The organism is Peribacillus sp. NPDC097895, from assembly GCF_050277555.1.
Classification (GTDB): Bacteria; Bacillota; Bacilli; order Bacillales; family DSM-1321; genus Peribacillus.
Map to the genome: position 1 here is coordinate 31,311 of NZ_JBNNSH010000006.1, position 20,533 is coordinate 51,843.

Annotated in this window: 23 protein-coding genes and 1 pseudogene; 13 read left to right on the forward strand and 11 right to left on the reverse strand. The window is 40.5% G+C overall.

The features are described from left to right. Positions 1 to 21: 21 nt before the first annotated feature. Positions 22 to 936: a diacylglycerol kinase gene (locus ACQKMH_RS22655; protein WP_427589632.1), complete on the forward strand. Its 915-nt coding sequence runs from the start codon at positions 22 to 24 to the stop codon at positions 934 to 936. A 64-nt stretch (positions 937 to 1,000) separates the two neighbouring features. After that, entirely contained in the window at positions 1,001 to 1,576 is a 576-nt protein-coding gene (locus ACQKMH_RS22660; RefSeq protein WP_427589633.1) for a GNAT family N-acetyltransferase, read from the forward strand. Positions 1,577 to 1,659: 83 nt separating this feature from the next. Here ACQKMH_RS22660 and ACQKMH_RS22665 read toward each other — a convergent pair whose 3' ends face one another. Then, complete coding sequence (locus ACQKMH_RS22665) at positions 1,660 to 1,806, reverse strand: hypothetical protein (RefSeq protein ID WP_427589634.1); 147 nt, start codon at positions 1,804 to 1,806, stop codon at positions 1,660 to 1,662. Between the two features lie 243 nt (positions 1,807 to 2,049). Between ACQKMH_RS22665 and rlmD the strand changes: the two genes are divergently transcribed. Beyond that, entirely contained in the window at positions 2,050 to 3,420 is a 1,371-nt protein-coding gene (gene rlmD / locus ACQKMH_RS22670; protein ID WP_427589635.1) for a 23S rRNA (uracil(1939)-C(5))-methyltransferase RlmD, read from the forward strand. 218 nt (positions 3,421 to 3,638) lie between these two features. Further along, positions 3,639 to 4,187 (forward strand): YitT family protein, encoded by a 549-nt coding sequence (locus ACQKMH_RS22675; protein ID WP_427589636.1) that lies wholly within the window; start codon positions 3,639 to 3,641, stop codon positions 4,185 to 4,187. 11 nt (positions 4,188 to 4,198) lie between these two features. Here the strand turns inward: ACQKMH_RS22675 and ACQKMH_RS22680 are convergent, their stop codons facing one another. The 7 genes from ACQKMH_RS22680 to ACQKMH_RS22710 form a co-directional block, all read right to left on the reverse strand. Next, positions 4,199 to 5,059: a DUF421 domain-containing protein gene (locus ACQKMH_RS22680; RefSeq protein WP_427589637.1), complete on the reverse strand. Its 861-nt coding sequence runs from the start codon at positions 5,057 to 5,059 to the stop codon at positions 4,199 to 4,201. Between the two features lie 32 nt (positions 5,060 to 5,091). Next, positions 5,092 to 5,298, reverse strand: coding sequence for a DUF1657 domain-containing protein (locus tag ACQKMH_RS22685; protein WP_427589638.1), 207 nt, complete (start codon positions 5,296 to 5,298; stop codon positions 5,092 to 5,094). Between the two features lie 12 nt (positions 5,299 to 5,310). After that, positions 5,311 to 5,661, reverse strand: a complete 351-nt coding sequence (gene spoVAE, locus ACQKMH_RS22690) for a stage V sporulation protein AE (protein ID WP_427589639.1) — start codon at positions 5,659 to 5,661, stop codon at positions 5,311 to 5,313. Beyond that, the gene (gene spoVAD / locus ACQKMH_RS22695; protein WP_427589640.1) at positions 5,658 to 6,677 is read right to left on the reverse strand and encodes a stage V sporulation protein AD; all 1,020 of its coding nucleotides are present in this window, start codon (positions 6,675 to 6,677) and stop codon (positions 5,658 to 5,660) included. Before spoVAD ends, spoVAE begins: the two co-directional genes overlap by 4 nt. Further along, positions 6,677 to 7,156 carry a stage V sporulation protein AC gene (spoVAC, locus tag ACQKMH_RS22700; RefSeq protein ID WP_427589641.1) on the reverse strand — a complete coding sequence of 160 codons (480 nt, stop codon included), beginning with the start codon at positions 7,154 to 7,156 and terminating at the stop codon, positions 6,677 to 6,679. Before spoVAC ends, spoVAD begins: the two co-directional genes overlap by 1 nt. A gap of 23 nt (positions 7,157 to 7,179) precedes the next feature. Further along, positions 7,180 to 7,650, reverse strand: a complete 471-nt coding sequence (locus ACQKMH_RS22705; protein WP_427589642.1) for a YhcN/YlaJ family sporulation lipoprotein — start codon at positions 7,648 to 7,650, stop codon at positions 7,180 to 7,182. Between the two features lie 77 nt (positions 7,651 to 7,727). Beyond that, positions 7,728 to 7,931 carry a DUF1657 domain-containing protein gene (locus ACQKMH_RS22710; protein WP_427589643.1) on the reverse strand — a complete coding sequence of 68 codons (204 nt, stop codon included), beginning with the start codon at positions 7,929 to 7,931 and terminating at the stop codon, positions 7,728 to 7,730. Positions 7,932 to 8,223: 292 nt separating this feature from the next. On the opposite strand from ACQKMH_RS22710, the gene ACQKMH_RS22715 reads away from it, so the two are divergent. From ACQKMH_RS22715 to ACQKMH_RS22730, 4 genes are all read left to right on the forward strand, one after another. Beyond that, a complete protein-coding gene (locus tag ACQKMH_RS22715) occupies positions 8,224 to 8,640 on the forward strand; it encodes a hypothetical protein (RefSeq protein WP_427589644.1) in 417 nt (138 codons plus the stop codon). Next, on the forward strand, positions 8,637 to 9,914 hold the full coding sequence (locus ACQKMH_RS22720; protein WP_427589645.1) for an ammonium transporter: 1,278 nt from the start codon (positions 8,637 to 8,639) through the stop codon (positions 9,912 to 9,914). The genes ACQKMH_RS22715 and ACQKMH_RS22720 overlap by 4 nt, the downstream gene beginning before the upstream one ends. 49 nt (positions 9,915 to 9,963) lie before the next feature. Next, entirely contained in the window at positions 9,964 to 10,191 is a 228-nt protein-coding gene (locus tag ACQKMH_RS22725) for a hypothetical protein (protein WP_427589646.1), read from the forward strand. A 368-nt stretch (positions 10,192 to 10,559) separates the two neighbouring features. Further along, a complete protein-coding gene (locus ACQKMH_RS22730; RefSeq protein WP_427589647.1) occupies positions 10,560 to 12,380 on the forward strand; it encodes a hypothetical protein in 1,821 nt (606 codons plus the stop codon). A 383-nt stretch (positions 12,381 to 12,763) separates the two neighbouring features. On the opposite strand, the gene ACQKMH_RS22735 is transcribed toward ACQKMH_RS22730, so the two are convergent. Continuing rightward, positions 12,764 to 13,237: a hypothetical protein gene (locus tag ACQKMH_RS22735; protein WP_427589648.1), complete on the reverse strand. Its 474-nt coding sequence runs from the start codon at positions 13,235 to 13,237 to the stop codon at positions 12,764 to 12,766. Positions 13,238 to 13,487: 250 nt separating this feature from the next. On the opposite strand from ACQKMH_RS22735, the gene ACQKMH_RS22740 reads away from it, so the two are divergent. From ACQKMH_RS22740 to ACQKMH_RS22760, 5 genes and pseudogenes are all read left to right on the forward strand, one after another. Next, positions 13,488 to 14,144: a 5-bromo-4-chloroindolyl phosphate hydrolysis family protein gene (locus tag ACQKMH_RS22740; protein WP_427589649.1), complete on the forward strand. Its 657-nt coding sequence runs from the start codon at positions 13,488 to 13,490 to the stop codon at positions 14,142 to 14,144. Continuing rightward, complete coding sequence (locus tag ACQKMH_RS22745) at positions 14,141 to 15,319, forward strand: toxic anion resistance protein (RefSeq protein ID WP_427589650.1); 1,179 nt, start codon at positions 14,141 to 14,143, stop codon at positions 15,317 to 15,319. The genes ACQKMH_RS22740 and ACQKMH_RS22745 overlap by 4 nt, the downstream gene beginning before the upstream one ends. Positions 15,320 to 15,330: 11 nt before the next feature. Then, positions 15,331 to 15,900 carry a nitroreductase family protein gene (locus ACQKMH_RS22750; protein ID WP_427589651.1) on the forward strand — a complete coding sequence of 190 codons (570 nt, stop codon included), beginning with the start codon at positions 15,331 to 15,333 and terminating at the stop codon, positions 15,898 to 15,900. 613 nt (positions 15,901 to 16,513) lie between these two features. Beyond that, a pseudogene (locus tag ACQKMH_RS22755) lies at positions 16,514 to 16,591 on the forward strand (SEC-C metal-binding domain-containing protein); the annotation flags it as partial. 332 nt (positions 16,592 to 16,923) lie between these two features. Further along, positions 16,924 to 17,895 carry a S8 family peptidase gene (locus ACQKMH_RS22760; RefSeq protein WP_427589652.1) on the forward strand — a complete coding sequence of 324 codons (972 nt, stop codon included), beginning with the start codon at positions 16,924 to 16,926 and terminating at the stop codon, positions 17,893 to 17,895. Between the two features lie 75 nt (positions 17,896 to 17,970). Here the strand turns inward: ACQKMH_RS22760 and ACQKMH_RS22765 are convergent, their stop codons facing one another. Further along, positions 17,971 to 18,624 carry a YcnI family protein gene (locus ACQKMH_RS22765; protein WP_427589653.1) on the reverse strand — a complete coding sequence of 218 codons (654 nt, stop codon included), beginning with the start codon at positions 18,622 to 18,624 and terminating at the stop codon, positions 17,971 to 17,973. Positions 18,625 to 18,643: 19 nt separating this feature from the next. Further along, complete coding sequence (locus tag ACQKMH_RS22770; RefSeq protein ID WP_427589654.1) at positions 18,644 to 20,278, reverse strand: copper resistance protein CopC; 1,635 nt, start codon at positions 20,276 to 20,278, stop codon at positions 18,644 to 18,646. Positions 20,279 to 20,533 lie beyond the last annotated feature (255 nt).

The following is a 20,533-nucleotide window of genomic DNA, read 5'->3' on the forward strand; positions in this document are numbered from 1 at the left end:
TATGTATAAGGATGATGGGAAATGAAAAGAGCAAGGTTGATTTACAACCCGACTTCGGGACGGGAAGCCATTAAGAAGAGCCTGCCAGGTGTGCTAGCCAAACTTGAAGAAGCTGGTTATGAGGCTTCTGCACATGCGACGACAGGTGCTGGCGATGCGACGAAAGCGGCTAAGATTGCGATTGAACGCGGCTATGATATTGTCATTGCTGCAGGGGGCGACGGAACGATTTATGAGGTTGTTAATGGACTGGCCACTGCAGAAAAACGCCCGAAACTAGGAATCATTCCGACTGGAACGACTAATGATTTCGCGCGGGCACTGCATTTACCGAAGTCAATCGAAGGGGCAGCCGAAATTATTGCCGGTGGGCATACGATGCCGATCGACATTGGTAAAATGAACGATAAATATTTCATCAATATCGCTGGCGGGGGCCGATTGACCGAATTGACCTACGACGTGCCAATCAAGCTTAAAACCATGCTTGGGCAGCTAGCGTACTATATTAAAGGAATTGAAATGCTTCCTTCCATTAAACCGACGGAAGTTTCCATTGAATATGATGGAAAGCTTTTTGAAGGTGAGATCATGCTTTTCTTAGTGGCTAACACGAATTCGGTCGGAGGATTTGAGAAATTGGCTCCAGATGCATCTCTGAATGATGGTATGTTCACGTTGCTCATTTTGAAAAAAGCCAACCTTGCTGATATTGTCCGTGTTGCAACATTGGCAATGCGCGGTGAACATATACATGATAAAAACGTCATTTATGAAAAAGCCAATCGAATTAAAGTACAGGCCAAAAACGACATGATGCTTAATTTGGACGGAGAGTTTGGCGGAATGGCCCCAGCTGAGTTCGTAAATCAGTATCGCCATTTTGATGTATTCATTCCACAAGGATTATTGCCGGACGATCCGGCAAATAAATAGGAAAAAAAGGTCACAGAAATCGGGTGGCCTTTTCAGCTTAATTCAGTAAGGAGTATGTGTAAACATGTATATCAGGAGAGCGACACCGGAAGATGCGGAGAAGTGTGCTGTATTGACCCGGTTAGCGATTAAGGAAATTGCAGAGGCATTGACCGGTGAAACGGAAGAAGAAAGAATACTTTCCGTTCTTGCCGAGTTGTTCAGGAAAAGTGGAAATCGGATCAGCCATGAAAATACGTTCGTCAGTGAACATGATGGACAGGTATCGGGATTGATCATTGCTTACCATGGCAAGGACGCGGAAAGCTTGGATGAACCAATCGTCAAACAATTAAGGTTGAAAATGAAAGACCCAAGCGTTACGCTCGATAAGGAAGCGGAAATGAGAGACTTTTATTTGGATACAGTATCCGTTGACCCGAATTTTCAAGGAAAAGGAATTGGCAGTGCACTGATTCAATATGTTGAGGGATACGCTAAACATAAGGGATATCCAAGGGTTTCCTTAGTCGTTGAAAATGAAAATGAAGGGGCGAATCGTCTCTATAACAGATTAGGTTATAAGAAAATAAAAACGATTACGATTAGCGGTTTTGAATTTGGCTATATGGTAAAAGAAATGGAAGAACCCCCTGCTTGACAGGGGGTCCTTTTTGTTTTTTTTGATATTTGACAACCATGTTAATACGCTTTTTAGCTCGTGTAATTACATCTGCTGTCCGTTCATGGCAGCCCAATCAGTGTATTCTCCACTACCATTACAGCCGGGACAATCGTGTATATCGGAAAAATGATATTCCGTTGGTACGAAGGAGCTGTATCCTCGCCCGTAACAATCCGGACAGAGGCCTTTTTCCTCCATACTTGCACGATGTTTTTCTAACCTTGTTGCATTCCAGGCTGATATAGAGTTAAATAAACCCATTTCCTCACCTCATCTATTTTTCCTTATTTTTCTTATTTTGTTGAGTTTTTATTCATGGAACTATGAAAAATCCGTAATTCCTTCCACTATATTTTATGAAAACAAAGGTAAATTGGTGAGTCGTTTTGTGGCAAGGCTCCTATTGTGGTAAAATACAGGCTAGCATAAAAAAGAAAAGAGAAGATGATATGAAAAAAACAGCACCCGTTGCTAAGAATGATATTATAGAGGTTTTATTCGAAGATTTAACACATGAAGGAGCTGGAGTGGCTAAAGTTGATGGCTACCCGATCTTTGTACAGAACGCCCTTCCTGGTGAAAAGGCAAAAATTAAAGTGTTGAAGGCAAATAAAGGGTATGGCTTCGGACGGTTAATGGAAATTATAGAAAATAGTCCATACCGTGTTGAGGTCACCACTGAAGATTTCCATAAATACGGTGGTTGTCAGCTGCAGCATATGAGTTATGAAGGACAGTTGGAATTCAAGGAAAAGCAAGTACGTGAAGTGATGACGCGCATCGGAAAACTTGAGAATGTGAAGGTTCACCCGATCATAGGGATGGAGAATCCAACTCATTATCGCAATAAAGCGCAAGTACCTGTTGGTGAACAGGATGGCAAGCTAATAGCGGGATTCTTTAAACCGCGGACACATGAAATCGTTGAAACGAAAGAAAGCATTATCCAAAACGAAGTGATCAGTGAAGCCGTTCAGGTTGTGAAAGAGATTTTCAGTAAACTTGGTATTCCCGCTTACAATGAGGAATCACATAAAGGTGTATTGCGCCACATCATGGCCCGTTATGGCAAGCAAACAGGCGAGTTAATGATTGTTCTCGTTACAAGAACGAATAGTATCCCTTTCATCGAAACTATCGTGAAGGAAATCGTTGAACGTCTTCCACAAGTGAAATCCATCGTTCAAAACGTGAATTCCAAGAAAACGAATGTTATCTTAGGCGATAACATGACAATCCTATGGGGCGACGAAGTAATCCATGATATGATCGGTGATGTTAAATTTGCCATTTCAGCAAAATCCTTTTATCAAATCAATCCAGACCAAACGAAGGTCCTTTATGATAAAGCCCTTGATTATGCAGGGCTTACGGGTGAAGAGACGGTAATTGATGCTTATTGCGGCATTGGTACCATATCTTTATTCCTAGCTAAAAAAGCGAAAAAAGTCATCGGTGTCGAAGTGGTGTCAGAGGCGATCGAGGACGCACGCCGCAATGCTGAATTGAATGAAATCTCAAATGCAGAATTCATCGTTGGCGATGCAGGTAACGTTATTGCAGAATGGTATCAAAAGGGCAACACGGCAGATGTCATCGTCGTCGACCCACCTCGTAAAGGTTGTGAAGAATCCCTTCTGAACACAATCATCGAGATGAAACCGAACAAAGTCGTATATGTGTCATGCAACCCAGGCACTCTGGCGCGTGATCTTCATATCTTGGAAGAAGGCGGATATAAAGCCGTTGATATTCAACCTGTTGATATGTTCCCGATGACGACACATGTTGAAAATGTAGTGTTATTAGAGTTAAAATAATGTGAAAGAACCCAGGTCATTAGACCGGGTTCTTTTTTGTTGAAAAGGAAATGAGCAAAATCTTTGGGCTCCCTTTTTTCGGGTGGTTTAGCCAAAAAATAGCTGTAAAGGTCATTGCGAATTTTTTTTTGCCTGTATATTCTTGATGCTCCAACTTGGACATATATTATAGAAAATGGAATGGGAGGTAAGGTGATTTTATTAAATTTCAAAAAGCGGTGGCTGTAATTGTTGGTAGTTTTTTGGTGGGTATTGGAATCAATGCTTTTCTAGTTCCTCATCATTTAATAGATGGCGGCGTTATTGGAATTGCACTCATCCTTCATTATTTCTTTGATTTTCAAACGGGGCTATCCATGTTAATTCTTAGTGTTCCTATATTTTTATATGCCTGGTACTATGAACGTCCCTTTTTCTATAGCAGCATCCACGGGTTACTTTTGACTTCCCTTTTTATGGACTGGCTAAGTCCGTTGAAAAAGGTCTTCTCCATTTCGATACTGACTAGCTCCTTGATTGGTGGGGCGATCATAGGAATGGGCATAGGTCTCATGCTTCGATATGAGACAAGCAGCGGGGGAACGGATATGTTAGCCAAAATCATCTCCAAATCTTCCACGTTAGATATTGCTTTAGCCATTATTATCATAGATACACTCATCATTTCAGCCGCTGCCTTCACATTGGGTATGGAAATTTTCCTTTTTTCATGTGTGACGATTTTCATCATTGGACTGATCACTTCAGTTATGAAAGTGAAGGATTGAATTCACGGTCATCAGTTTTTCAAGATATGGGCTACATCATCTATTGCCTTTTGCAGTATTTCGCTATTTTTACTATACATTTCTTTAGCTTCCTTTGATTCAGTTCCAAGGGCAAACAGCTCTAGGTCCGCTTGGCATTTTTTCAAGGTTGCTAGCATTAAAGGCTTTTCTTGAGGAGAAGGAACCTTAAGTTTATCATCAAAAAGGTCTACAGTTAATTCACCGTTTGAATTCGCTTGACCAAGAAAAACATTCTCGAGGGTTACGCCCAACTTATCCAATTCAGTATGAAGCCAATTTCGGTTCAGTCCAATCGTGGAAAGTGGTTCATCAAGTATGCTGCCGTCCATAATGATAGTTTGTGGTTCCTTGACTGCAGCAACTGCCAAGTTAATGTCCTTAGCTGTTAAGGGTTGATTTTGCTTCTTTAACATTACGGAAAAATCACCGTTCGCTTCCAATAAGGCAAACTCGACTTCTGATACATCGAAGACATCCTTTTTTCGGAGTAAAGCCAATAATTCATCTATGGTATATTTTTCCTTTTTTAAATTATCTTCCATGACTTTGCCATCTTTGATGAAAACCGATGCTTTTCCTTCCACAAGATCACGGAACGTTTTACTTTTTAAAGATATTGAACCTGCAATGAAGGGCGCTAAGGCAAAGACGAGGATGGACAGTACTCCATGTATAACATTTCCTTCGACCTTCGTAGCTAATTCAGCCCCAACATTACCAATTGTTATACCCGTTACATATTCAAAAAAGGAGAGCTGGGATAATTGTTTTTTACCTAGCACTTTCGTGATTACAAAAAGAACGATTAAAAAGAATAGTGAACGCAAAATAATTTCTACCCAATCCGGCATTACTTCACACCTCCTGCATAATCATTTTGTTATTAAAAACCTTTATATTGTGGTTCTTCCCGTTCTAACTCGCCCACTCGCTTTTGTACTTCCTTCATCACTTCATTCACCACCAGCATCGTTTCATGCAAGATGCGTTTCGATTCATCGTCTTGGGTCCGGAGTGCTAAGCTGGATAAACCTGCTTCAACTCCTTTAAGGCTAGAGACACATTGTTTCACTTCAGAAGCTATCGTCATGCTGCATCCTCCTTATCCTTTCGGTTTAAAAATAATGGCTCCGATCATTCCGAAAATGATCGCCGCTGATATCCCGGCACTGGTCACTTCGAACATGCCTGAAATAACACCGATCAATCCATGTTTTTCCGCTTCTGCCAACGCTCCGTGTACAAGGGAATTTCCGAAACTGGTAATGGGTACCGTTGCTCCTGCACCTGCAAAATCAATGAATGGTTCATATAAACCAAAACCATCCAACAGTGCTCCTGCAACAACAAAGGTACATAAAGTATGAGCAGGTGTGAGTTTGAATACATCAAACATGATCTGCCCGATTACACAAATCGTGCCCCCGACAACAAAAGCCCAAAAGTAGATCATGGTTGTGGCTCACCGCCATATTCAATCGATACGGCATGGGCAATACATGGAATCGTTTCACTTTGTTGAAAGGATAGAGGAGATAACAAGGCACCGGTAGCTACGACGAGCATTCGTTTGATTTCTCCCTTTTTCATGCGGTTTAATAAATGACCGTAAACGACGGTTGCCGAACATCCAGCACCGCTTGCTCCTGATAGGACAGGTTGCCCATCCCGGTATATCATTAATCCACAATCCCTATACTGTTCTTCCTTAATTGGAGTACCATGTTTTTTTAATAGTTCCAATGAAACTTCGTGTCCGATCCTTCCTAAATCCCCGGTCACAATTAAATCATAATAGGAGGGGTCGAGGTTCCGTTCTCTTAAATGGGCTTCAATCGTATCAACAGCGGCCGGGGCCATGGCACCGCCCATATTGAAAGGGTCGGTCAATCCCATATCGATTACACGGCCTATTGTAGCTGAAGTGACCCTTGGGCCAGCCCCTGCACTGCTTAATAAAGCCACGCCGGCCCCCGTAACGGTCCATTGGGCAGTTGGCGGTTTTTGCCCGCCGTATTCAGTTGGGTAACGAAATTGCTTTTCAACGGCTGCGTTATGACTTGATGCACCTGTTAATAAGTAATCTGCCCCTTTGGTATTGACAAGGTATGCACCTAGAGCAAGTCCTTCCATGGAGGTAGAGCAAGCTCCAAATAAGCCAAGATAAGGAGTACCCAGTGTTCGGCAGGCAAAACTCGTAGGGGTTATTTGATTGATAAGGTCGCCCCCAAGGAAAAATTGAATCTGTTCTTTCTGAAGGCCTGCTTTTTCTATTGCTTTTGTACAAGCTTCTTCCAATAAAACTTTATGTGCTTTTTCATAGGTGTCTTGATTTATCCATAAATCGGAATGAAGGAGATCGAAATCATCAGCGAGCAACCCGTTTGCCTCAAATGGTCCACCGACAGTTCCTGTGGAGATGATGACAGGTTTTTGGTCAAACACCCATGTGCGATGCCCGGTAAGCATTATAAACCACCCCATTGTATGAGTATTGTTTTTACCAGTGCTACGATAAATGCAGAAAATACGCCGAATAAAATTACGGAACCAGCCAATTTGAACATATTGCCACCGACTCCTAAAACGAAACCTTCCGTTCGATGCTCAATGGCTGCCGATATAACCGCGTTTCCGAAACCTGTCAGCGGTACAGCAGAACCGGCCCCTCCAAATTGGGCAATTCGGTCATACACTCCAAATCCTGTGAGGAGCATGGCGATGAATATTAACGTACCAGCCGTTGGATTTCCAGCCGTCTGGTCCGTGAAGTCGAAGTAACGGATATAAAAATTTGAAATGCATTGACCCAATAAACAAATTATGCCGCCTGTCATAAAAGCTTTTAAGCAATTTAGCAGTACAGGTCTTTTGGTTTCCAATTGGGTTTGAAGCTGCTGATATTCCTGTTGGACAGGTGTCAGCTTTTTCTTTTTATTATTTGACATCTTCTTATCACTTCTTCCATTTGTTACGTTTTTTCATTCAACAAGGCTTTAAGCCTTTTGAAATCCTTTATTAAGGATTCAATCTTCGTATGATCCCTTTCCACTTTTTGCTCGAGTTGATCAAGTTCTATAAACATCTTTTGATCTGTCGAGACCAGTATTTTATAATCGGGAAACGTATTTTTCAATTCGGTTTGCGCTTTCTTTTCAATTTTTTTTAAGCGAAGGCGATCGAAGTTTTCCACTTTAAGGGCGACCAACAATTCCTTATTGGAATTCACAGCTTTTACATCCGTGACTCCGTCCGCATTCGATAGCGTATCTTTAGCTTGATTGGCCACTGATTGGTCAATGGGATTGTTGGTATGTACCTTTCTTATTTCCAAGTCCTGATCCTTGTTGTCGATTTGACTTGAGTTTGTCGAACATCCAGTTATAAGCAAAACGATGATAAGAGAAAAAATAGAAGTGTAACATTTTAACTTATATGGCAAGATATCGTCCCCTTATAGATGAATTAAAGATATAAAAAAGGTTGGTTGTCCTCAACCAACCTTTTTAATATGAATGATCATTGTTTATATTGGGGTTCCTCGCTTTGTATCTCATCGATGCGAGGAGTGATGCTGTCTACAATCGTTTGTGTTTGTTGTGCAGCTTGTTGATAAAGTTGTTTGGCTTGCTCATTATCTGTGGAAAGTGCGAAGGTTTCAAAGCTTGCTTGAGCACTTTTGAGTCCGGCTAAAGTTGTTTTGACATCATTGATTACTGTCATGAATGGTACCTCCTTGTTTGTAACTGCCTTTTTAGAATAAGGAAAAAGTGATTATATATACCTTCCAAATTTTATCTTGATAATTGAAGTTGTAAATTTTTGTTCATATTATCTATCCTCTCCATTAATCAAACGTTTGATTAATGGTGAAAAAAACAGGCAGGAAGCACTGTGACTTCCATTAAAAACGATCCACTCGTTGCGTTTTGGTTATGTGTAAATATTGACTGAATTCAGAATTATGCATATAATTAGAGGAAATATAACGTGATTGCGTGAGGTGATATGACATATGATGATGATTGTAGATGATTTGTATAATAGAGTTGTTTTTGAAATTTCATCTTTAGAATTGATAAAAGGATTGCTATTCCTTAAAGGTAAACAAGAGTCGGAAATTGAATCGATCAAAAACAAAATTCATAAGTACGAGCAGAAACGAACCGCTGAGGAAGCGTGGTATCAATCTCTATCACCGTTTAAACGTTTTTTTACAGGGCGTGCTCCAAGTCATCACCAGGCCGTGGAGCAGTTGGTGAATGTTAAAGATAGGTATAAAAAAATCGAGAAGATCAAACGGAAGGTCGCTTTATTAAATGAGGTGATCATTTTACTTGAAGCAGAACCGGAAAAGAAAAAAATGAATTTACCATCAGACATCATTAAAGAGATAATGGCCTGGCAGAGAGAGGATGGACTACAAAAATGACAATCGAAACGTTAAACGCTGGCATGGATACGATTTGGGTTGTCCTGACAGCAGCCATGATCCTATTAATGGAGGGCGGGTTTGCCTTATTGGAGGCAGGGTTCGTTCGTACAAAGAATAATGTGAACATCATCATGAAGGTTTTTGCTGATATCACGATCGGGACGCTTTGTTATTTTGTCGTTGGTTTTGGCTTAATGTATGGAACGGATATATTTGGAACTATCGGAGCAAGCGGCTTTCTGCTGAAAGGCAACTTGTCGCACATCGACCTTACGATTTCAATAGATGCATTTTGGTTATTTCAAGGGGCATTCGTCATTGCTGTCATTTCCATCGTTTCCGGAGCCGTTGCGGAAAGGATTAATTTTCGTGCCTATCTTATTTTTGTCGTAATGATGACGGCATTCATCTATCCGATTGCCGGTCACTGGGTATGGGGTGGAGGCTGGTTAAGTGAGCTGGGCATGCAGGACTTCGCAGGCTCTGCTGTCATTCATGCGCTAGGCGGTTTTTCGGCACTCGCAGCTGCCATTGTCATTGGGCCGAGGTCAGGTAAATTCACTTCACGGGGCACTAGTTCCATTTCGTTACCAAGTAATCTCCCGTTGGCATCTGTTGGGGCATTCCTCCTATGGTTTGGCTGGTTTGGGTTTAATGCTGGAAGCACTTTGCAGGCTACAGACGGACGTATTGGCCATATTGCCATTGTCACGATGCTCTCAGCTGCATCAGGGGGAGCTGCGACACTGCTTTATACACTATTTAGGTATGGACGCTCGGATGCACCTTCCGTCATCAATGGCTCACTTGCAGGCCTTGTCGGGATTACGGCAGGTTGTGCATTCGTCAGTGATCTGGTGGCAATCCTGATTGGAGCAGTATCTGGAATGCTCATGTTGGCTGCGACAAATTGGTTGGAATCAAGGAAGATCGATGATCCGGTGGGGGCCTTTCCTGTTCATGCGGCATCTGGCATGTGGGGTACGATAGCGGTAGGGCTTTTCTCCACGGAAGACGGTTTGTTTACAGGTGGAGGATGGCATTTGCTTGGGGTTCAATTGTTAGGATTAATAGTGCTGTGCATATGGGGCTTTTTATTGACATGGATCGTTTTTAAAGTTATGAACATTTGGGTGCCTATAAGATCGACTGATGAAGAAGAAGAACTTGGGTTGGACATCAGTTATCACGGCATCATGGCCACACATACATCGCCGGAGTTCATTAAGGTAGAAGACTATTATAAGCAGGATGAAGAATTGAAAAGGTAAGGACATACATATATACTAATGGCAAAGTTAAGTAAGAGGTGGAGTATAAATGGGTACGTGCAATCTTAATCATTCACAGCAAGATGTCAGGCTGAAGTTTGAGAGTCAAAAGGCATTTTTACCAACGGAATTGAGTCAAACAATTAATCTTTTTCTGGAAAATGAGCATTCACAAGAAATGTTGAATGAACTTTTTCATCTATTAAAGAAGTATGACTTGTCCTCCAAGGAAGAACAAGAATCTAGAATTGAAAAGCTAAATCAAATAATGTTGTGAATGTGAATGAACGGGAGCGCAAGTATGGCTCCCGTTTTTTTTTGTTTTTACCTCGGTCCATTCATGGAATAGCCGACATTGAAACGATGCCAAAAGGAAGAAGGGCGCTCCCTTTATTTAAGGAGTGTTAATGATACTATCTCATGAAGTTTTTACATACTTATACAGTGGGCGAAGGGAAAGCTTACTCTTTGTTAGTCATCAAAAATATCAGAGAATGGATTTGAGGTGAGAAATTGAGAAAAGGACATTCAAATGCGCCTAAGAGAAGGCCTGAAGCACTTATTATTTCTGCATAATCTGATAAACGGAATTAAATTGTAGGCTTTTATATGTATTGTGTAAGAAAAGGGAGAGCGACATAAAAAATGAAAAAATGTAAATCATGCGCGCATCCTGTGAGCGAGAGTTCTCGATTTTGCCCATTGTGTGGCGCGACTATAGTTGGTGAAATAACTGAAGAGGAAAAGTCTTCTAAAAAGCATTTTAAGAAAAAAACGTTAATCATTACAGCCATATTGGTCTTTATCATGATTTCCAGTGCATCAGCTATTATTCTTCATAAATCCCCGAAAGAGCTATATCTTCTTTCTGAATATAAAACGTACAAGAATGCAAAAGAAAGATGGGACGATAAGTTTGGCGATACAATGGAATTTCAAGAGAGAATGAAGAAGGAACCTTCAAGTTCAGAGATGACGCTAAGCGGAAGTGTTAAAATGGATTCATTAGCGAATGATCCAGACATAGAGATGGTTCAAGAATTATTGACCCAAGCATCGTTCACTGCCAAAGCTGAACAGAATCCAATAAGCAATCAAGGTTATTACAAATTAGCCTTGAATGTTGATAAGGAAAAGGCAATGGGTGTAGAAATGTTCCAAACTAAGGGGCGACTGGGTATGAAGGTTCCAATGTTATATGAAAAATTCTTCTATCTAAATTTAAATGAATATGGTGAGTTCATGCGAATGTTAAACCCATCATATGCTGGCCCTGAAACGTTGGAAGTATCTGACCTTGAATGGCAAGACTTGAAATTAACGGAGATAGAACAGGAATACATCCAAAAACGATATGGGGCATTTATGTTGGACCGGTTGAAAGAGAAAAACTTTAAGCTGAAAAAAGGCCTGGTTTATAAACATGAAGGCGAAACGAGGAAAGTAAGGGAACTGACACTTAAACTATCTTCTTCCGAAACTAAAAAGCTTGTAAATGATTTTTTGGACCATTTAATTAAAGATGTAAAGCTTCATAGCATGATAGTTACTAGGGTACAAAAAGTGTCAAATGCCGGCACAATGATAAATGAAGCAGAGAGTTTTGATACTAATGAAATGAAACGGCAATTGGTGGATGGTTTAAAAGATGTAAAAAATGAAATCAAGGATAATCGTTTTCCTAAAGGATTTTCTTCTACATTGCTTATTGATAAAGATGAGCAAGTCATCGACCGTAACGTAACGACGGCTTTTGGAAGTAATCATAACCAAGTCAACATGGAAATGAAAAGAAAAAACGTTCCATATGGCAACAATCAAGTTTTCAAAGAATTCAGCGTGGCACTAGCTCCTGAAAAAGATGAGGAATCAAAGCTTATGTTCCTGGTTACGAATGATGTGGCTTATAAAAAAGATACACGGATCGAGAATCTAAAGGCTTCCTTTGAATTTGAAGAGTATGGGGAACCTGAGGAAATCAAGCTTTCGATGATTAGTGATATTGAAGGAGAAAACGGAGGTAAGCAGAAAATCAAGAGGAATTTCAATCTGAATTTCGTCGGTGGCCATTTCTCTGATTTGCCATCCTCTTTTAAAGGGACAATTAAGCATACGAGTGATCTTAACTTAAAGAAGGACTATTCCAACGGGAGATTCGAATTGAAGCTTGGGCTAGTAGATGTGGACTCAGGTATGCTCACGGTCAATTTGGATGCTAAAACGATACTGAATGGTAAGCTGGAAATGGCGGACTTGAAAATTAACTCTGATGAAGGCTTAAGCTTGGTGAACATTCCTGAAGATGAAATGTATGAAATTCAAGAAGAAATAGGAATGAATTTAATGGAGTTAGCCTTTAAATACGGAATTGTGCCAGACAGTATTAATCAATTTGACGGCTATGATGAGGCTAGTTATGACGGCTATTATGATTTAGAAGATGTAAATTCTAAAGGTAAGTTCTAGCTTGGGTGTGTTATTTATAAGAAACATGTTAGCAGGATGTGACTGACTCCTATTCTTTTTTTATTGGGCGCATCCGTCATGAGTTGCAAAGGTTACCGGGAACGGCCGAGCTAGTCCTGCAGCTGCACAAAGTGGAATCCAATACTTGAAATTACTGACAAGGGAAACCGATTGTGTATATATGAGTGAAATCAAGGGCCATATTAACCTTATTAAAAATTAATCAATCGTTTGATTAATTTTCATGTACTGTACGGATTATCAAGTATTTGCTCCATGAGGAAAGCACAAATTCACGAGTAAATACGCGAAACTCAAGAGAACGCACAAGCAGCAAAGCAGATAAAAAAAGCAGGGCCCATAATGAGCTCCTGCTTTTTTTATTAAAAGCCATCATCTGTTGCGGTGAAGGGGATGTTTAGGTTGCGTTCAACGGCACGAAGTCTTTGATTTAGTCGATTCAGCCTATTCGTATGACGTTGATCATTTTGATTCAGTCTGGTTATTTCCTGGTTTACACGGTTCACTTCACGATTTATCCTTGTAATTTCTTGGTTCTGCCGAGTGAGTTCCCTTGATTGACGCTCGTTTTGACGTTCAAGTTCCCGGACTCTTCTTTCAAGTTGCTGAGTTTGCGGCTGTTGTCTTTCTATATCTAACGGGTCGGACACTTGGGTGTATGAATTTTCTTGAACATGCTGATAATCCCAATCTCTCTGATAATCCCAATCTTGCTGCGGGACATAATCAAATCGTTCCGGTTGTTGGAAATATGGGTTGTAATTAGGTTGAATGGGTTGAATGTACTGGTGATTTCCATTTTGTTGTGGAAAAGGATAAAATCCGTATGAATTCATGGTCAACTCTCCTTTTAAAATCGGGATGGATACGTTATAACTTATGTAAGTTCCAGAGAAGTGACTAGGCGATAGCCCATATGAGCGAATAACGAGGTATGTTTTTTAAAGAAAAATTTCAATAAATTTGCAGAAATCATCCTGTTCCTATATCGTTTAGGATAAGAGAAAATCTTTTATCCATCATGAAACCAATCAAAAGGATAATCCGTATATATAGAAAAGAGTGTAAGTCAGGAGTGTAATGATCATGAATCGATTTCTAGCTGGTTTTGTTCCGATATTGATTGGATTTCCAATGGTTTTACCAGTTTGGCTAATTAGCTATTTTGTATTGAATCAACCGTTTGTTCTGTCTGTTGCCATTTCCTTAGCGGGAGGGGCGCTTTCATACTGGCTAAGTTCCGTTTATTTTTCCTCGCGCTTCCTCAAAAAACATGAATTGACGAGAAAAGAATATCAATATATAAAGAAAAATTTAAGTGAAGCAAAACCGAAAATATGGCGTGTGCAAAAGGCGCTAATCTCGGTCAGACATATCTCTTCTTTTAAACAGAGGAAGGATATGATTAAAATGATCAGGAAAATATATAGTCTGACTAAAAAAGAACCGAAGCGGTTTTACCAGGCGGAACAATTTTATTATTCGCATCTGGATTCTGCCACGGAGCTTTCGGAGAAATATGTTTTTTTATCACAGCAGCCAAGAAAGAATAAGGAACTCGAACTATCTTTAACAGAAACCCGCAAAACCTTAAAGGAACTCACTAAAACGATAGAAAAAGATTTATACAAAGTGATTGCCGATGATATCGATCACCTTAACTTCGAATTGGACGTTGCAAAGCAATCGATTAAAACTAAAAAAGAGTCACAAGTAATTGATGAAAGCAGGAGGTTAAAATGAATAACAATGATCCAAACCTGTTGAATAAAACGAATAATGCCAATTTGATGGATGATCTTTTAGCCAATCCATTTAATGAGGTGCAGGAGCTGGAGCTGGAGAAAGCATCTCCCAAGGAAGCGAAGCCGGTTAAACTGATTGATGTCATTCCTGAAGAGAACCGGGCCAAAGCTTATCAGCTTGCTGAACAAATTGACCCAACGAATCATCAAGCGATGATATCCTATGGTACACCCGCCCAATCAAAGCTCCTGACCTTTTCGAATTCGATGCTTGAGCATGTACAGAAAAAAGATGTTGGTGAAGTTGGCGACATTATCAGTGATTTAATGAAGAAGTTAAACGAGCTGAGCCCTGATGAGCTTAAACCGGATAAGCCCTCATTTTTTGCGCGTATGTTCGGGAAGCTCTCGGGAACTGTACAGGAAGCGCTTTCCAAGTATCAAAAAACGGGTGCCCAAATTGACCGCATCAGTGTGAAGCTCGATCGGAGTAAGAATATCTTGTTATCCGATATCGTAATCCTTGAAAAGCTATATGAAACGAATAAGGAATATTTCCAGGCGTTGAATGTCTATATTGCGGCGGGGGAAATCAAACTCGAAGAAATTCATGAGAAAACGATTCCTGAACTAAAGAAATCCGCGGAATTGAGCAATGATCAAATGAAGTTTCAAGAAGTCAATGATATGCGCCAATTTGCTGAACGGTTGGATAAAAGGCTGCATGACTTGAAATTGAGTCGTGAAATCACGATTCAAAGCGCACCGCAAATCAGGCTGATCCAAAACACGAATCAGGCGCTAGTCGAAAAAATACAATCTTCGATCATGACGGCGATTCCACTTTGGAAAAATCAGGTTGCGATTGCATTGACCCTAATCAGGCAGCGTCATGCTGTAGAAGCGCAAAAGCAGGTTTCCAAAACCACGAATGACTTGTTATTGAAGAACTCTGAAATGCTCAAAACAAATACCATTGAAACGGCTAAAGAAAATGAGCGGGGAATTGTCGATATTGAAACTCTAAAGAATACCCAAGCTAACTTGATTTCTACGCTTGAAGAAACCATGCGGATCCAAGAGGAGGGCAGGCATAAACGCCGTCATGCCGAACAGGAATTGGCATCCATGGAAAATGAGCTCAAACAAAAACTATTGGAGATAAAGGGATAAGGGGAGATAACATGGAAACTATCGAAGCTATAAAAACGAGAAGAAGCATTGGGGTCGTTAAGCAAGATCCGGTACCTAAAGAAATGATCGAGCAAATTATTGAAGCTGGAACATATGCACCTAATCATCATCGGACGGAGCCTTGGCGTTTTTTTGTTTTGACTGGAGATGGAAGAAATAAACTTGGGCAAGTATTCGAAGAAATAACGCGAATTGAAAACGCGGATGATACTCCGGAAAATTTAATAAGTAAGCTCGAAAGGCAAAAAAAGAATCCCCTTAGGGCTCCGGTCATCATCGCAGTGGGCATAGAGCCTAGTGATAAGAATAATGTCCTAGAAATTGAAGAATATGCGGCAGTGAACAGTGCTATCCAAAATATGCTTCTTGCTGCACATTCCTTAGGGCTGGGCGCAGTGTGGAGAACGGGAAAAATAACTTATCATGAAAAGGTCCAGGAATTTTTCAAATTATCCTCAAAAGGAGAAATACTGGCATTCATTTACTTGGGCTACCCTGACATGGAGCCGAAGCCTGCTAAGAAAAGACCGATTGATGAATTGACCACATGGATCGGATGAGGGATAAAGGGGGCAGCTGCATCAGTGCAAACACACTGTTGCAGCTGTTTTTTATTGGATTGCTTTAATCTTTTACCAAAAAGGGACTTATCCTAGTCACGCTTCGTTTCAAGTGACGATTGAGGATTTAGGTTGTACAATACATAGGAAGAATAAATTTTGATGAATTAGGATGTGTCTATAGATGAGAACGATTGATCCATTTGAGATACTTGATGGAAAAGCGATAAAGTATTTGGATGTTTTTGGCGTTGAGGATGGAATTGCTTTAAAGAGTAAGTACGAAGACAAAACGTATTGGATATATGATTACTATTGCATGCATCAGACATGTGATTGCCAGGAAGTATACCTTGAATTCGTTGAGGAGTGCAAGACCAATAAACAGGCAGGACAGCATTTTGGAGTGAGGGTTTCTTTCAAGGATAATCAATTTACTCTGGAGGATTATAATATTTCCAAGCAAAAGGCAATGGATATTGCAGAGGACACGCTAAAATACAGTAAAGACGTAATGGAGTTATTTAAACAGCGATATCAGCATATGAAGGAAAAAGGCACGCAAATCATCATGGAAAGTGCGAAGGCAGCTAAAATGCCTCATGTTCATACGGAGCCGGTCATCGGCAGGAATGATCCTTGTCCATGTGGAAGCGGAAAAAAATACAAAAAATGCTGCGGCGCAGCTTGATCATTCATGGGAGTTGACTCGATTAGGAGTCACTTCTTTTTTTTTGAAAATCGTAACGGTTTAAAACGAATTGTGTAATAAATAAAAAAACATGGCATTTTACGAACGTTTGTTCTATAATAAGAGTACCAGATAATAGCATTAAAAGAAATAAAAAGTAGTAATTTAGACGGAATTTTCCGAAAACTTATTTATTATTTTCAAAAATCTGGTATATATAAGGGAGAAGAGTTTTTTGATCTCATCTCTTTCAACGGTAGACGGCAGCCAGACGGGATGAAAATCCCTACAATGATGGCAGTTTAACTTTGAACGAAGGAAGGGGTAATCAAATGACAAGAGAAAAAAGATTAATACCGTACAAAGTTCTTGAAGTAATGGAGACTGTGAAAGAAAAGATTCCTGAGGGGGTCGAGCTTGTGAAAGCCCCGGCAATCTGGGAAAAAAGCAACCATGGTGAGGGCGTGGTGGTTGCCGTCATCGATACAGGCATTGATAAGGGACATCCAGACCTCAAAGAAAGAATCATTGGCGGGAAGGATTTTACCAATACCGGTGATTTTCAAGATGATAACGGGCATGGAACACATGTTAGCGGTACGGTTTTGGCGGCCATTAATAGTGTTGGTGTAGTGGGAGTGGCCCCGAAAGCGAGCATATTAGCGTTAAAGGCCTTAAATGGCCAAGGCCAAGGCGATATTAATTGGATCAATGGAGCTTTAGAGTATGCGATCAATTGGCGGGGACCGAATGAAGAAAAGGTTTCGGTTATTTCACTATCACTTGGAGGTCCTGCGGACGAGGCAGAACATAAGCTCATTCAAAGGGCGCTTCAGCAAGATATCCTTGTTGTCTGCGCAGCTGGAAATAGTGGGGATGGGCGTCATGAAACGGACGAATTGGATTATCCGGGTGCGTATCCAGAAGTGGTGGAAGTCGGTGCTGTGGATTTAAGCAGAAATTTAGCGGATTTTTCAAATACAAATGATGAAATAGACTTGGTGGCGCCAGGGGTTGATATTCTCTCTACGTATCCAGGAAATAAATATGCTAGGCTGAGCGGAACGTCAATGGCTACGCCTCATGTAAGCGGTGCAGCAGCTCTCTTGAAAGTGATTGCTGAAAAAGAGTTTGGCCGCACGCTAACTGAAGCGGAATTATATGCACAGTTAGTGAAAAGTACGGAAGATCTCGGAATAAGCAAAAAAGCACAAGGGAATGGACTGCTTAACTTAACTATAGCGGAACAAAGGGTTAATCAATCCATTAAGGTTTCCGCAGGAAACCTCCTAGTTACCGAGTAAAACAATGGTTATGGAATAATAAAATTGAAGAAGGTGTCCCAAGAAATTTGGGACACCTTCTTTAATGATTATTTTTTATTTTTTCCTTAGAGCCGCAAAAAGCGCTACAATGGAGAGTATTAGTGATATGACAGAAAGGGTGATGATCAGCGTTTCATTGCTATCATCTTCTGTTTGAGCCGTATCCTTTGAACTGTCAGTTGCCTTGGTATCATCCGTATCAGCTTCATCTTTATGTCCATGGTCCGTAGATTCTGCATCAGCCTTAGGCGCTAGTGAAATTTCCGTTACAGAATGCGGTAAATCTGAGCCTTCGTCACCGCTCCATTCAACAATTTCACCATCTTCGTAATATTGAAATGCATTCCAGGCCACATTCGTTTCTTCTTTAGGGTTTTGGGCAACGAATGAGAATTGCTGGAACTGTCCAGTTGCTATTCCTTCATCAGTTGCAGCCCAAGTTACCGTTGTAACATGCCCATCTTTGTCTTCGGTGGTTACTTTCCATCCTGGTACAGGCTGATAGCTTTCAAAAGTAACCCCTTCAGGTATTTTTAAGGTCACTTTTGTTGTGGCTGTTTCTTTTTCAACGGGCACTTTAATTGTATAAGTTTCCCACGCCTCAGGGGCAGATGAACTAGGCTTGACTGTAACGTGTGCATTCGCCGAACCGGAGAAAATGAATAATGCAGCAAATGTAGAGATCAGTAGCTTTGAAATGTTTTTCATTTTTATATAATCCCTTCTATTATGAATTTCCTATGAAAATTGTAAAATCAGCATTGATTGAATCGAGGCTTTCAGTTAATCCGTGAACATGGACTTTCCATTTTCCTGGCATGGTTAATAAAGACTTTGATGTAAATGTACCAGTAGTTTTTTCCTGCATTTGCAGCTTTAGTTCACCGCCGGGCGTATCTATTGACTGCATCGTGATTGTAAGCTGTTCTATTTTAGCAATTGGCTTGCCTTCATTGGATAAATCCACTTGAATCAGGTTGTCCCCAACTTCATTTGGAGTCACCAATAATGTAACCTCATTTTTTTCTTCCGTCATTACCGTTTTCTCAATTGGCCCTGGGGAAGACATCGCAGTTTGGACATTTGTCAATAGAGCTGCAACAAGGAGTACGACGATCCCTAAACCAAACTCCATTCCCACACTAAAACCAAGTTTTTTCGTTTGCGTTTTCCCCCTGAAAAAATGAAAGGCTCCTAAACCGATCATGACTAACATAAGACCGATTTTCGCAAGTAATAATTGTCCATATGTTGTGTTTAACAATGAATGGAAAGTCGGTACATGTTGAAAGCTGCTATATATTCCGCTAATGATCAGTATGATTACAAATAAAAACGCCCATCTGGAAAACCTATGAATGATTGACCAGTAAAATGTTTTCTTATCTTTTTGGACTGCCTGTCGATCGGCAAGCCCAGGCAAAATAACCAATAAGGCCATAAGGCCGCCAAGCCATAAAGCCATGGACAATAAATGGAGGAAATCCATTACAACAGCCAGAACGTGATTAGGAACAGCAGCTGTATGTCCTGTGAAAGCCTTACAAACCATCAAAATGGCTATAATGATGAAAGAAAAGATGGGTAATGATTTAATCAAGGAGTTCTCGAGCATGAAATAAATAGCTAAAAATAGTAGGAGCAACATTAGAATTTCAATGACCCAGATGTTTCCGAAATTTGTAGCATTCAATACTTCTTTTATATAAGTCACATTAAACGCATCCGTCCACCCTACACCAGCGTCAATCGTCACTTTTAAAGGCAAACTGCAGAAGACGGAAAGTGCCAAGCCTGCATATGAAACCCAAAGGTATAGACGTGCTCTCCTGCTAGCTTGAAAAAGGTTGGTATCCTTCGTTAAAGATAATTGGAAAAAAAGGACGCCTGAAAGAGCTGCGAAGCTTATGTATTGTAGACTTTGCAGAAAAACGATGATGGAATTCGGAAAACCTGCGTTCACTTCAGAAATGTCTTGATCTGATAGGGCGGTCGAGTTTCCGAATTGAAAGGGGATTGTCCCTTCGATGGGGTGGCCATCACTCGAAACCACTCTCCACTTTATGTAGTAAATCCCTTCATCGATTTTGCCTTTCCACTTAGCTTCCAGTATTGTTTCACTTTGTTCCGAGATTTTACTGTCTTGAATTTGAATTTTGTCCCCATTCTGGCTGAATACTTCAAGCGAATGGAAAGCTGGTTGTATATTCTCACTGAATTGAATGCTGATCTTTTCAGGCAGATTTTCCATCGCTTCATTCGGGCTAGGGTTAGAGCCTATTACTGTAGCATGACCTGAAGCCATTGCCGGGTATAAAAGCAAACTGAATAAGCTTACTACCACCCATAAATAATTCTTCATATTGGTGTGCCATCACCCTTTCATTAGCTTATGTAAGCTTATTATAAGAGGAAAATGTGAAAAAACAGTGAAATTAAATGAATGATCTAAAGGCAGTTTGAGATTCAAAAGAAAAGAGATAACGATATGATTAGATTAGCCTACCTCCCAACATTATAGACATGTAAATAATCAAAAGGAAATATTGGTTTGGAATTCCTTTGGCTGATGTTGTTGATCATTAGGAGATGGATTTTAGTACAACAGCCCATTAAG

What these genes read in the sequence shown, in the direction of transcription:
- ACQKMH_RS22680 (WP_427589637.1), bottom strand. Translation starts at nt 5,059, where the DNA reads ATGCCGGATTGGGTAGAAATTATTTTGCGTTCACTATTCTTTTTAATC.
- spoVAE (WP_427589639.1), bottom strand. Translation starts at nt 5,661, where the DNA reads ATGATCTACTTTTGGGCTTTTGTTGTCGGGGGCACGATTTGTGTAATC.
- ACQKMH_RS22760 (WP_427589652.1), top strand. Translation starts at nt 16,924, where the DNA reads ATGACAAGAGAAAAAAGATTAATACCGTACAAAGTTCTTGAAGTAATG.
- ACQKMH_RS22710 (WP_427589643.1), bottom strand. Translation starts at nt 7,931, where the DNA reads ATGACAGTAATCAATGATGTCAAAACAACTTTAGCCGGACTCAAAAGT.
- ACQKMH_RS22765 (WP_427589653.1), bottom strand. Translation starts at nt 18,624, where the DNA reads ATGAAAAACATTTCAAAGCTACTGATCTCTACATTTGCTGCATTATTC.
- rlmD (WP_427589635.1), top strand. Translation starts at nt 2,050, where the DNA reads ATGAAAAAAACAGCACCCGTTGCTAAGAATGATATTATAGAGGTTTTA.
- ACQKMH_RS22715 (WP_427589644.1), top strand. Translation starts at nt 8,224, where the DNA reads ATGATGATGATTGTAGATGATTTGTATAATAGAGTTGTTTTTGAAATT.
- ACQKMH_RS22735 (WP_427589648.1), bottom strand. Translation starts at nt 13,237, where the DNA reads ATGAATTCATACGGATTTTATCCTTTTCCACAACAAAATGGAAATCAC.
- ACQKMH_RS22750 (WP_427589651.1), top strand. Translation starts at nt 15,331, where the DNA reads ATGGAAACTATCGAAGCTATAAAAACGAGAAGAAGCATTGGGGTCGTT.
- ACQKMH_RS22745 (WP_427589650.1), top strand. Translation starts at nt 14,141, where the DNA reads ATGAATAACAATGATCCAAACCTGTTGAATAAAACGAATAATGCCAAT.
- spoVAD (WP_427589640.1), bottom strand. Translation starts at nt 6,677, where the DNA reads ATGCTTACCGGGCATCGCACATGGGTGTTTGACCAAAAACCTGTCATC.
- ACQKMH_RS22655 (WP_427589632.1), top strand. Translation starts at nt 22, where the DNA reads ATGAAAAGAGCAAGGTTGATTTACAACCCGACTTCGGGACGGGAAGCC.
- spoVAC (WP_427589641.1), bottom strand. Translation starts at nt 7,156, where the DNA reads ATGTCAAATAATAAAAAGAAAAAGCTGACACCTGTCCAACAGGAATAT.
- ACQKMH_RS22740 (WP_427589649.1), top strand. Translation starts at nt 13,488, where the DNA reads ATGAATCGATTTCTAGCTGGTTTTGTTCCGATATTGATTGGATTTCCA.
- ACQKMH_RS22770 (WP_427589654.1), bottom strand. Translation starts at nt 20,278, where the DNA reads ATGAAGAATTATTTATGGGTGGTAGTAAGCTTATTCAGTTTGCTTTTA.
- ACQKMH_RS22725 (WP_427589646.1), top strand. Translation starts at nt 9,964, where the DNA reads ATGGGTACGTGCAATCTTAATCATTCACAGCAAGATGTCAGGCTGAAG.
- ACQKMH_RS22720 (WP_427589645.1), top strand. Translation starts at nt 8,637, where the DNA reads ATGACAATCGAAACGTTAAACGCTGGCATGGATACGATTTGGGTTGTC.
- ACQKMH_RS22660 (WP_427589633.1), top strand. Translation starts at nt 1,001, where the DNA reads ATGTATATCAGGAGAGCGACACCGGAAGATGCGGAGAAGTGTGCTGTA.
- ACQKMH_RS22730 (WP_427589647.1), top strand. Translation starts at nt 10,560, where the DNA reads ATGAAAAAATGTAAATCATGCGCGCATCCTGTGAGCGAGAGTTCTCGA.
- ACQKMH_RS22685 (WP_427589638.1), bottom strand. Translation starts at nt 5,298, where the DNA reads ATGACGATAGCTTCTGAAGTGAAACAATGTGTCTCTAGCCTTAAAGGA.